This is a genomic window from Acinetobacter stercoris, from assembly GCF_900323515.1.
Lineage (GTDB): Bacteria > Pseudomonadota > Gammaproteobacteria > Pseudomonadales > Moraxellaceae > Acinetobacter > Acinetobacter stercoris.
In genome coordinates, this window is the sequence record NZ_OOGT01000118.1 from 1 (window position 1) to 12,080 (window position 12,080).

Consider the following 12,080-nt stretch of genomic DNA (forward strand, 5'->3'; position numbering starts at 1 on the left):
AGAAAATACGTTCCCGTAGACAAAACTTTAGTTCCGAAAATTATAAAATTTTACTAACAGATATCACTGAGAATCATTTGGAAAGAAATATTAAAACGCCCGATACAGCTTATAATTGGACAAATCCCCGCTGGAGACTGAGTGAAGAAAAACGTCAGGAGCGTTATGACAAACTATATAATTCTTTTAAGGAAAATGGTTATGATTTTAACTTTCCAATGCATATCATGCTTTGCCGTTCTATGGGCGTAAAAGATAAATTAAATCAAGGGCATCACCGTATCATGTTCTGTAAATTACATGCAATAAATGAGGTGAGTACCAAATTTATCAGTTCAGCTTATATGCCACCTGTATTTCAACCGATTCTTAAGAGAATTATTGCAATTACTAATTATAAGCAAGTGTAATGTGTGATTGCTCATAGTTTCACTTATAGCAGAATGTTGAAAATATTATTCTTGGATAAATTTCCTAATACGTTCAAATCATCATGTTAAACTATCGCACATGTCTTTTGTGACCTAAAGCGATTTTCATGTTTCAAAAAGAAATTTTAGAGCTTAATTTAAAACAAATTAAATCTGGTGAAAAAAGATGGATCGGCAATATGCTAGGTTCATCAGCATCTTTATTATTTAAAGAAATTTCAGAAAAATCAGAACAGTTATTTGTTTTGGTTGCTCGTAATAATCAGCATCTGGGACAGCTTGAGAGTGAGCTGGAATTTTATGGTGTCAAGCCAGTTATATTTCCTGATTGGGAAATCTTGCCCTATGATCGTTTATCTCCACATCAAGACATTGTTTCTGAGCGTTTATCTATTCTTGCAAATATGCCTAAAAAGGGTGTGTTTCTTATTTCTGCATCGACACTTGCACAGCGTGTTGCTCCAACTTCATGGGTGTTAGGTGAACATTTTGATATCCAAGTCGGAGAAAAACTTGATTTAGAACAGCAAAAACTACGTTTAATTCAAGCTGGTTACCATTTGGTTGATACAGTTTATGATCATGGTGAGTTTGCTGTTCGTGGAAGTATTATGGATATTTATGCTTCCGGACAAGATGCACCGATTCGTATCGACCTTTTTGATGATGAAATTGATAGTTTAAAATTCTTTGATCCTGAAACACAAAGAACAACAAACAAGTTAGAACGTTTTACTGTATTACCAGCTAAAGAGTTTCCATTAAAAGAAGGCCGATCGACATTTCGTGATCGTTATGCGATGAGCTTCCCGACAGCAAATCCTAAGAAAAACCCAATTTATCAAGATGCTTTAGAAGGAATTGCTTCACCAGGTCTGGATTTTTATTTTCCACTATTCTTTAGTCAAGAAGCAATGGATCAGCATAGTTACATTACTTCTTACTTACCACGTCATTCTATTGTCATTACAGACAAACATGTTGACGATGAGTTGATTAACTTTTGGAAAGAAGTTACACGTAGGTATGAAGATCGTCGACATAATATTGATCAACCAATATTGCCACCTGAAGAAATTTTTCTGCAACCAAATCAGATTTTTGAAAAAATTAATCATTTCCCAAGAGTCATTGTATCTACTGACACAGTAGAAGAAAAAGCAGGGGTCGTTAACCTTCAAACAGCTTTACCACCAAAACTGGCTGTAGAGCCAAAATCTGAAAATCCATTTCATGTTGTAAAACAATATATTGACCAGGCGAATCATCCTGTATTATTAGTCGCTGAAAGCGCGGGACGACGAGAAACCTTAAAAGATGCACTCCGCCCAAGTTTAGGTGATATTCCTGTCGTTGAAAGTTTTGCTGTTTTTCAACAACAGCAATTTTCAGTTGCAATCACTAATGCTCCATTGGATCGTGGTCTGGTAATAACTGATCAGTTAACGGTTATTTCTGAAAATCAGCTTTATGAACATCGTGTTGTTCAACGCCGGCGTAAGCGTCAGCAGGAAGTTTCCGAAGAGTTTCTGATCCGTAGTTTGACTGAATTAAGTATCGGTGCACCAGTGGTCCATATTGATCATGGGGTTGGACGCTATGCAGGACTGGTTACTTTAAGTATTGATGATCAGGATCATGAATTTTTACAGCTAGACTATGCTGATGAAGCCAAAGTTTATGTTCCTGTGACCAATTTACATTTGATTAGCCGTTATAGTGGTGGTGATCCAGACCTTGCACCATTACATAAAATTGGATCTGATGCATGGAATAAGTCTAAACGCAAAGCACTTGAACAAATCCACGATGTTGCAGCAGAACTTTTGCATATACAAGCTCGTCGCCAATCAAAACCAGGCTATGGATTTGAACTAGAGCAAAGTGCCTATATGCAGTTTGTGAGTGGTTTTGCTTATGAGGAAACACTTGATCAGGCTAATGCGATCGAAGCCGTGCTCTATGATATGCAACAGGCGAAACCAATGGATCGTCTGGTTTGTGGTGATGTTGGTTTTGGCAAAACTGAAGTCGCAATGCGTGCAGCTTTTGTTGCCGTCCAGAATAATAAACAGGTTGCTGTACTGGTACCTACGACACTCCTGGCACAACAACACTATGAATCATTCAAAGATCGTTTTGCAGATTGGCCGATTCGTATCGAAGTATTGTCTCGTTTTGGTTCGAGTAAGTCACATACAAAAACTATTGAAGATCTAGTCGCAGGTAAAGTTGACATCGTTATTGGTACGCACAAGATTTTGCAGGAAAATGTTCAATTCAAAAATCTGGGTTTAATGATTGTTGATGAAGAACACCGTTTTGGTGTACGTGACAAAGAGCGTATAAAAGCCATGCGTGCTGATGTGGATATGTTGACTTTAACAGCAACCCCAATTCCACGTACATTGAATATGGCTTTTTCCGGAATGCGTGATTTATCGATCATTGCTACACCACCAGCACGCCGTCTGGCAGTAAAAACCTTTGTTCATGAGCAGACTAATGAAACCATGAAAGAAGCTATACTGCGTGAGTTACTCCGTGGTGGTCAGGTTTATTTTTTACATAATGAAGTTGATACCATCGAACGTACAGCAGAGAACATACGTAATCTGGTTCCTGAGGCACGTGTTGCTGTAGCACATGGGCAAATGAGGGAGCGTGAACTGGAGCAGGTAATGCAGCAGTTCTATCACAAAGAATATAATGTGCTGGTATGCTCAACAATTATTGAAACGGGTATTGATGTTCCGAATGCAAATACCATTATCATTGAACGAGCAGATAAATTAGGGCTTGCTCAACTTCATCAGCTGCGTGGCCGTGTCGGACGCTCTCATCATCAGGCCTATGCTTATCTATTGGTACCTTCTATCAAAGGATTAAAAGGTGATGCTGAAAAACGCTTAGATGCTATTACCCGTGCATCAAATCTGGGAGCTGGGTTTATGCTGGCAACTGAAGATTTGGAAATTCGTGGCGCTGGTGAGTTGTTAGGTGAGCAGCAGAGTGGTTCTATGCAGGCAATCGGTTATAGTCTGTACATGGAAATGCTGGAAAAGGCAACTAAAGCAATTCAGCAGGGTAAAACCCCGAATTTTGATGCACCATTATCATTAACTGCTGAAATTACTTTACATATGCCTGCTTTAATCCCTGATGAGTATCTGGGAGATGTTCATCAACGTTTGCTGTTTTATAAGCGTATTAGTAATACAGATACCTTGGAAAAACTTGACAATATTCGCATGGAGTTAATAGATCGCTTTGGTGTACCGCCACAACCAGTCAAGCAATTGTTTAGTGTGCATCAAATTCGTTTGAAGGCAGAGCAATTGGGGATTACCAAAATTGATATTGGGCCAAATGGTGGACATATTGAGTTTTCACCAGATACACCTGTTCAGGCAATAAGTATTATTCAGTTAATGCAGAAAAACCCGACATATTTCAGAATGGATGGTGGTCAACGTTTAAAAGTTATGGTGATGCTTGAAGATTACCAAAAACGTATTCAGTTTATTTTGGATTTACTTGCTAAATTGATTGCTGAATTAAACTAATTGTTCCAGGCAACTGTGATTTTATGGTTGCCTAAGTTTTTAAAACTGGTGGTATCAAAACAAAGGAAAGACTGTATATGAAATTTGCTTAAATCAAGACTGTAACTCTAATAAAACTTTGTTTATTTGTGCTAAAACTCACGATTAACAATATTCACACTATTATTGATGTGATAGTATTAGCCATCATTCTAATTTTGCTTCATTTATAAAGATATGTTTAGTTTGCATCCTCAACTTGCTCAAGATACTTTTTTTGTAGGCGATTTTCCGCTATCTACATGTCGTTTAATGAATGATATGCAATTCCCGTGGTTGATTTTAATTCCACGTGTACCAGGGATTTCTGAGCTTTACGAATTAAGTCAAGCAGATCAAGAACAGTTTTTGCGTGAATCAAGCTGGTTATCAAGTCAATTATCTCGCGTATTCCGTGCTGATAAAATGAATGTTGCTGCACTGGGAAATATGGTTCCACAACTTCACTTTCATCATGTTGTACGTTATCAAAATGATGTTGCATGGCCTAAACCAGTATGGGGAACGCCTGCTGTTCCGTATAATAATGAAGTATTGGCACATATGCGTCAGACCTTGATGCTTGCATTACGTGGTCAAGGTGATATGCCGTTTGATTGGCGTATGGATTAATTGTTGTATTGATAATTATAAAAGTTAAGGATATAAAGAATTAATTAGAATTGGAGTCTAATTTTTTGTGCCATTAGATCGCATGTTGGATAAAGAACCTAAGCAATTCGAGATATTCTATCGTTTGGTAGGATATCTGATGCTTTCTTTAATCGTGGTGATTTATTATTTCACGACTCCAATTGCAAATTATCAGATTTTTATTCCAGTTTTCTTTATCTTCCTGATCGTTATTTCACCACGGTTATCGCGATGGCTTGAATATCGGTATGATACTAAGATAAGGAAAAATATATACTTTATTCTGGATGTGGTTGTTGTAAGTATATGTCTAGCAGCAACGCATTTAAGTTTAGCTGTTTCATTTACATTACTTTTTGGCATTTTTTACGCAGCTGTTAATAATAAAATATCTTTTTTGATGGGATCTTTGGCCTGTCTGATTGGAATTCTAGTTTTCTATTTCAATATTATTTTTATTTTTGGATTTGATCAGTATTTTCAGCAGAGTAGTCCAGAGCTGACAGTGATTTCCTTTGTCGGTCTGATTATTTTTGTGAATATTGGCAATTACTACCAAAATAGAAGAATTAAACGACTTTATGAGCAGCGTGAAAACTATTTTAAACAAATGAATCGCTATATGGAGTTGTCGAACCAGTTAAGCCGTTATGCACCTATTCAGCTCTGGCAATCTATTATGCGTGGTGAATCTGAAGCAAAAATTGAATATAAGCGTAAGAAAATGACTATTTTCTTTTCTGATATTCAAGGTTTTACAGAGCTTTCAGAAACACTTATACCAGATGATTTAGCTTTCTTGTTGAATGATTATTTAAGTCATATGACTGAAATTGCTAAACAATATGGCGCGACGATCGATAAGTTTATGGGTGATGCCATATTGATTTTCTTTGGTGATCCTGACTCGCAAGGTGTTGATCAAGATGCTAAAAACTGCCTTGATATGGCTTTGGCAATGCGTCAGCAAATGAAGTTGTTGCGTGCACGCTGGATAAAGATGGGCTATCCAGCCTTACATATTCGGATGGGAATCAGTACAGGTTATTGTCACGTTGGCAACTACGGTGCAACACATCGTATGACTTATACGATTGTTGGACGTGATGCAAACTTGGCTGCAAGATTGCAATATGCTGCTGAGATTGATGAAATTTTGATTTCTGATGAGACCTATCGACTGATTAAAAATGATTATCTATGTTCACCTAAAGCACCTATTTCGCTTAAAGGTATTCAGGGATTGGTCAAAACCTGGCAAGTAATTGAAAAATATTCTGATAATAAGAGTGAAAATCAGCAATGGTTCGAGTATGAATATAAAGGATTTAACCTTGTTTTGAATTTGGAAGAAGTTCAGAATTTTGAATATCCTGAATTAATCGATGTTTTAGAAAAAATGATCAAACGTATTGAGATTCAAGAAAAGCTTACTAATGCTCAAGGAGTAGCATTACTGCGTTTGGAAGATGAAATAAATATATCTGATCACAAAGATTTGAATATGCTGAAAAATAATAATCACTAATGATATAAAAAACCTGCTTTGAGCAGGTTTTTGTAACGAATCAGTATCTAAGGGCTAATAAAATAAAAATAACTAACAAGGAGAATAAGAATTGCAATAGCAATAATCAAATAAGTATTTATAGTATTAAAACTCGCGAGGAATTTTAAAATATTCATAAAACCACTTCTGAATAAGTTAAATCATGTGAATAATATTGCAATTTGTAATTTATTGCAAATTGTGACACAAAAAAGGTGTAAAAATGATGTTGATTTAAAAGAAGTTTATTTTAAATGATAATCATTATCTATATTTAAGTGCAAAAACAGATTTATAAATATATTGAAAAAGTTTAAAAAAAACCTGCTTGAGCAGGTTTTTTTAAAGAGAGGGAAATAAATTAGTGATTTTCTGAAGCATGGTTAATTGTATATTTTGGAATCTCTACTTCCAGATCTTCATCAACGATTTTAACCTGACAAGATAAGCGTGAATCTGGCTCAAGCCCCCAGGCACGATCTAATAGATCTGCCTCTACATCATCCATTTCTTCCAGACTATCGAAGCCCTTACGAACAATTACATGGCATGTGGTACAGGCACATGACATATCACATGCATGTTCAATTTTGATACCATTATTGAGTAAACTTTGACAAAGGTTCGCATTTTGTTCAACTTCAAACTCGGCACCGTTGGGGCAAATTTGCGCATGGGGTAGTACTTTAATACGAGGCATAGTCTTTACCTATAATTTAGTTTGAGTTTGACCAGTCATCAAGTTTGGTGCCTTTTAACGCATGATCAATATGTTGATTCATACGTTTTGCAGCAAAAGCATCGCTATGTAGTTTGAGCTTTTGAACGGCATCTTCGATTACTTTAATATCACCATTGTCTAGCTTGGATTTTAGAAAATCTTTTGCCGTATTCAAAGCAGTAAGCTCTTCGCTAGAGAGTAGCGGTGCATCAACTTTAATTGCCTGTTCAAGAGCTTCAAGTTCACGCTCAGCTTCAACCTTGGTTTCATGTAAATGGCGAAGGTTTTTATCTTCTTCAGCAAATTGGTAACCTTCTAGCAGTAAACGTTCAGTATCTGCTTCTGAAAGCCCATAGGATGGTTTTATATCAATATGTGCATGAATACCTGAGGTTGTTTCTTTTGCTGTTACAGTAAGTAAGCCATCTGCATCAACTTGGAATGTGACCTCAATACGTGCCTGACCAGCTGTCATAGGTGGAATACCACGTAGAACAAAACGACCTAGGCTACGACAATGTTCGACTAGATCCCGTTCACCTTGTACAACATGTATCAGCATGGCAGTTTGACCGTCTTGATAGGTTGTAAACTCTTGACGCCGGGCTACCGGAATTGCAGTATTACGGGAAATCAGTCGTTCTACCAAACCACCCATTGTTTCAAGACCAAGTGAAAGCGGGGTGACATCAAGCAATAAAGAACCATCCTGGCTGTTGCCAATCAATTGATTGGCTGTGATTGATGCACCAATAGCAACAACTTCATCAGGGTTAATTGTACAGAGGGGTTCTTGATTGAAGACTTCACGTACCGCTTTTTGAACAGCATAAGAGCGGGTAGAACCACCAACCAAAACAACATTCTGAATATCATCAAGTCCAAGTTTGGCATCACGTAAAACACGTTTACAGACACTAATGGTTTTATCTAAGGCAACTTTAATGATGTCTTCGAAAGTTTGGCGATCAAGCATTAATATCTGATCAAGAACTTTTAACTCTACCGAATCTGAATCGGTTAATGCTTCTTTTGCTTTACGGGCAGAAACAACAAAATGCGCATATTCAGCATCATCAAGAGTTTCCAGATTGAGTTGTTTTTTTGCCCATTTTACGATAAGACGATCGAGATCATCTCCACCTAATGCTGTATGTCCACCAGTCGCTAAAACTTCAAAAACACCTTGAGAAAAGCGCAAAATTGAGACATCAAATGTTCCACCACCTAAATCGTAAATAACATAATTTCGATCTGTAGCTAGATTTGACTCTTGATCTAAACCATAGGCAACGGCTGCAGCAGTTGGTTCATTCAGTAAGCGTAGTACGTTAAGACCAGCAAGCTCCGCCGCGTCACGAGTAGCTTGGCGCTGTGCTTCATCAAAATATGCAGGTACGGTAATAACAGCACCATTTATAGGGTTATTTAAACTTTTTTCTGCACGGTCTTTGAGTTGCTTTAAAATATCAGCGGAAATTTCAACAGGTGTTTTGCGACCTTGTGTAGTTTCAAATGCAGGCATTTCATGTTCAGCACCTGATAGTGTATACGGGTGTTGAAACTTGATATCTGCTTTTGAACGACCCATAAAACGTTTAACTGATACAATAGTATTTTTAGGATCTTGGGTAATAAAGGGCTTTGCTTCATAGCCGTAATCTGTTGAGTCTCTGGAATAGTGGACAACAGATGGAAGTAACACACGGTCTTTTTCATCATGAAGAACTTTTGCTTTACCAGAAAGAACGGTTGCAACTAAAGAGTGTGTCGTACCTAAATCTATACCAACAGCAATGCGATGTTCATGTGGCGCACTTGATTGTCCAGGTTCAGCAATTTGCAAGAGTGCCATGTGTTAAATCCCTTGGAAATAAGTCATAAATATTAAATTAAAAATCATCATCTAGACTAAAGTCTTCATCATCTAACAACTGATCTTCCGCTTTATCAATATCGTTCATAACTTTCTGGAAAAAGCGGAGCTTGCGAACAGTATCACGTGCTTCAGCCCAATCTTCACCATCATAATCAATTTTGAATTCACGAACTAAACCATCAATCCATTGTTGAACCTCTTGTTTTAGAGAATGGAGTTGTTCTGGTGAAGTAGCTTCATCTAGTTGTTCACGAATTTCTAACGCGGATTGAAGAAACTCAAAATCATTAATAGACTGATCAAGGTGATGATCCTGCTTTTTGAGTGCCAGTAGATATCCTGCACGACTATCAACACTAGATAAAATCTTAAATGCTTGATTTATTTCACTTGACTTAATCAAGGCTTGGTCTTTATCAGTGGCTTTGTCTGGATGATATTGTTGTTGCAATTTTAAAAACTGATTTTTTAAATCTGCTAAATCAATATCGAGTGCTACAGGAAGATTGAACAGCTCAAAATGATTCATTGGGAGTAAGTTCCAAATTTTAGAGTCTGGATAAAATTATAAAACCATTAATGACTCTGGTAAATGCAATAAAAACAGTGCAATGCACTGTTTTATGCGATAAGGAGAAGAGGGTTATACTGTGAACGATTCACCACAACCGCATTCACCTTTTTTGTTCGGGTTGTTGAATTCAAAGCCTTCATTTAATCCATTTTTGACATAGTCCATTTCTAGACCGTCTAAATAAACCAAGCTTTTAGGATCAACAAAGACCTTGACACCAAACTGTTCATAAACTTTGTCATGTGTATCGATATCATCTACAAACTCGAGTACATACGCCAAACCTGAACAGCCTGAAGTTTTCACACCAACGCGAATACCTTCACCCTTACCGCGATTTTTTAAATAATTGCTGATATGAGTTGCAGCATTTTCAGTTAAATTGATCATGAAAACTCCATTCGATCATCAACGAAAGAAAGATTATGCTTTAGATTTTTTACTACGGTAATCTTCTACCGCAGCTTTGATGGCATCTTCAGCAAGTACAGAGCAGTGGACTTTTACTGGAGGAAGTGCAAGTTCTGTTGCGATATCAATATTTTTGATCGCTTGAGCTTCATCTAAAGTTTTACCTTTAAGCCATTCAGTGACTAATGAACTTGAAGCAATTGCTGAACCACAGCCATAAGTTTTAAAACGTGCTTCTTCAATTACACCGTCATCATTCACTTGAATTTGAAGTCGCATAACGTCACCACATGCTGGTGCACCGACCATGCCTGTACCAACATTTTCAGCGTTTTTATCTAAAACACCAACATTACGAGGGTTTTCGTAATGATCAATTACTTTTTCACTATAAGCCATGATGCTTCTCCAAACCTCGGGGTCAGCGTTGATAATATATTGCTAGTATTTAATATTGGGGCATTTTAATGAAAATCAATGAAATGCCCACAGTGACTGGGGAGAATTAATGTTCTGCCCATTCTACAGAATTGAGATCAATACCTTCTTTGTACATGTCCCAAAGTGGTGAAAGTTCACGTAATTTCTCAACTGCCGATTTGGTAATTGCAATAACGTGATCTATATCAGTTTCAGTTGTATATTTGCCAAAGCTGAAACGAATAGAACTATGTGCAAGCTCATCAGATAAACCTAATGCACGAAGTACATAAGAAGGTTCTAGAGTTGCAGAAGTACAAGCAGAACCTGATGATACAGCAACATCTTTCAATGCCATCATCAATGATTCACCTTCAACAAAGTTGAAACTAACATTTAGATAGTTTGCAACATTATATTCTGGATGCCCATTTAAGAAAACCTGTTCCAAATCTTGTAAACCATTCCAAAGCTTGTCGCGTAAGATACGCAAACGTTTTTGTTCAGCTTCAAGGTTTTTGCCTGCAAGTTCAAATGCTTCACCCATACCTACGATTTGATGGGTTGCAAGAGTTCCTGAACGCATACCACGTTCATGACCACCACCATGAATTTGCGCTTTAATACGGACACGGGGGCTACGGCGGACGTAAAGAGCACCAATACCTTTAGGACCATATACTTTATGACCTGAAAGGCTCATTAAATCAATTTTCATTGTTGAAAGGTCAATTTCAACTTTACCTGCAGCTTGAGCGGCATCTACATGAAGAAATACTTTGTGTGCACGAGTGATTTCACCAATAGCGGCAACATCAGTCACAGTACCAATTTCATTATTGACCATCATTAATGAAACTAAAATAGTATCTGGACGAAGCGCTTTTTCTACCATCTCAGGGGTAATTAATCCAGTGCGAGCTTCTGGCTCAAGATAGGTAATTTCAAAGCCTTCTTCTTCCAACTCACGACAAGTATCTAGAACAGCCTTATGTTCAATCTTACTTGTAATGATATGTTTGCCTTTTGATGCATAAAATTGAGCAACACCTTTTAAAGCAAGGTTATCAGATTCTGTTGCGCCCGAAGTCCAAACGATCTCACGCGGATCAGCTTTAATTAAATTTGCGACTTGTTCACGTGCATATTCAACTTTTTCTTCAGCTTGCCATCCGTAAGCATGTGAACGAGATGCAGCATTACCGAAAATACCATCAAAAGTTAAACATTCCATCATACGGTCTGCAACTTGAGGATCTACAGGTGTAGTAGCCGCATAATCAAGATAAATTGGACGTTTCATGTCAGATACCTGTAACCGATAAAAGGGCTGAATCAATGTTTGCTGGATTTTGGCGTAATGCAACAGTTTGAACGTTGTCACGTGCTACAAGATCAGCAAGTGTGATTTTAGCTAAATAATCGGCAATATGTATGGAGAGTTCTTGCCATAAATCGTGAGTTAAGCACATTGCACCATTTTGGCAGTTCCCTTTATGGTCACAACGAGTAGCGTCAACAGTTTCATTTACGGCTTCAATAATTTCTAATACAGTAATTTCGTTTGCATTACGCGCAAGGTGATAACCACCGTTGGCACCACGAACACTGGAAACTAGACTGTGACGCTTTAATTTGGCAAATAACTGCTCAAGATAAGCGACTGAAATAGTTTGGCGTGCTGCAATTTCAGCGAGGGTGATCGTTTGTTCAGTTGGCTGCAAAGCTAGATCAAGTAGAGCAGTCACTGCGTAGCGACCGCGAGTAGTTAGGCGCATGATTCGATACACATGTTTTAGACTAGATATGATGATTTTATGAATCCTGACTAAAATAGTCAAGTTTTTTAATTAAAAG

At 37.5% G+C, this 12,080-nt stretch carries 10 protein-coding genes and 1 pseudogene; 4 read left to right on the forward strand and 7 right to left on the reverse strand.

Features of this window, described 5'->3' with window-relative positions; translation table 11 throughout:
* The 4 genes and pseudogenes from KPC_RS12335 to KPC_RS12350 form a co-directional block, all read left to right on the forward strand.
* Positions 1 to 410: pseudogene (locus KPC_RS12335) on the forward strand (hypothetical protein); the annotation flags it as partial.
* A gap of 128 nt (positions 411 to 538) precedes the next feature.
* The gene (mfd, locus tag KPC_RS12340) at positions 539 to 3,997 is read left to right on the forward strand and encodes a transcription-repair coupling factor (protein ID WP_121974660.1); all 3,459 of its coding nucleotides are present in this window, start codon (positions 539 to 541) and stop codon (positions 3,995 to 3,997) included.
* A gap of 216 nt (positions 3,998 to 4,213) precedes the next feature.
* Positions 4,214 to 4,648: an HIT domain-containing protein gene (locus tag KPC_RS12345; protein ID WP_121974661.1), complete on the forward strand. Its 435-nt coding sequence runs from the start codon at positions 4,214 to 4,216 to the stop codon at positions 4,646 to 4,648.
* A gap of 67 nt (positions 4,649 to 4,715) precedes the next feature.
* Positions 4,716 to 6,197: an adenylate/guanylate cyclase domain-containing protein gene (locus tag KPC_RS12350; protein WP_121974662.1), complete on the forward strand. Its 1,482-nt coding sequence runs from the start codon at positions 4,716 to 4,718 to the stop codon at positions 6,195 to 6,197.
* Between the two features lie 382 nt (positions 6,198 to 6,579).
* Here KPC_RS12350 and fdx read toward each other — a convergent pair whose 3' ends face one another.
* The 7 genes from fdx to KPC_RS12385 form a co-directional block, all read right to left on the reverse strand.
* Positions 6,580 to 6,918: an ISC system 2Fe-2S type ferredoxin gene (gene fdx, locus KPC_RS12355; RefSeq protein ID WP_121974663.1), complete on the reverse strand. Its 339-nt coding sequence runs from the start codon at positions 6,916 to 6,918 to the stop codon at positions 6,580 to 6,582.
* 16 nt (positions 6,919 to 6,934) lie between these two features.
* Complete coding sequence (gene hscA, locus KPC_RS12360; protein ID WP_121974664.1) at positions 6,935 to 8,794, reverse strand: Fe-S protein assembly chaperone HscA; 1,860 nt, start codon at positions 8,792 to 8,794, stop codon at positions 6,935 to 6,937.
* A 37-nt stretch (positions 8,795 to 8,831) separates the two neighbouring features.
* Entirely contained in the window at positions 8,832 to 9,347 is a 516-nt protein-coding gene (gene hscB / locus KPC_RS12365; protein ID WP_121974665.1) for a Fe-S protein assembly co-chaperone HscB, read from the reverse strand.
* Positions 9,348 to 9,461: 114 nt separating this feature from the next.
* Positions 9,462 to 9,782 (reverse strand): iron-sulfur cluster assembly protein IscA, encoded by a 321-nt coding sequence (iscA, locus tag KPC_RS12370; RefSeq protein ID WP_121974666.1) that lies wholly within the window; start codon positions 9,780 to 9,782, stop codon positions 9,462 to 9,464.
* A 33-nt stretch (positions 9,783 to 9,815) separates the two neighbouring features.
* Positions 9,816 to 10,202 (reverse strand): Fe-S cluster assembly scaffold IscU, encoded by a 387-nt coding sequence (iscU, locus tag KPC_RS12375; RefSeq protein ID WP_121974667.1) that lies wholly within the window; start codon positions 10,200 to 10,202, stop codon positions 9,816 to 9,818.
* Positions 10,203 to 10,308: 106 nt separating this feature from the next.
* Positions 10,309 to 11,526: an IscS subfamily cysteine desulfurase gene (locus tag KPC_RS12380; protein ID WP_121974668.1), complete on the reverse strand. Its 1,218-nt coding sequence runs from the start codon at positions 11,524 to 11,526 to the stop codon at positions 10,309 to 10,311.
* A 1-nt stretch (position 11,527) separates the two neighbouring features.
* Positions 11,528 to 12,001 (reverse strand): Rrf2 family transcriptional regulator, encoded by a 474-nt coding sequence (locus tag KPC_RS12385; RefSeq protein WP_121974669.1) that lies wholly within the window; start codon positions 11,999 to 12,001, stop codon positions 11,528 to 11,530.
* Positions 12,002 to 12,080: the final 79 nt, after the last annotated feature.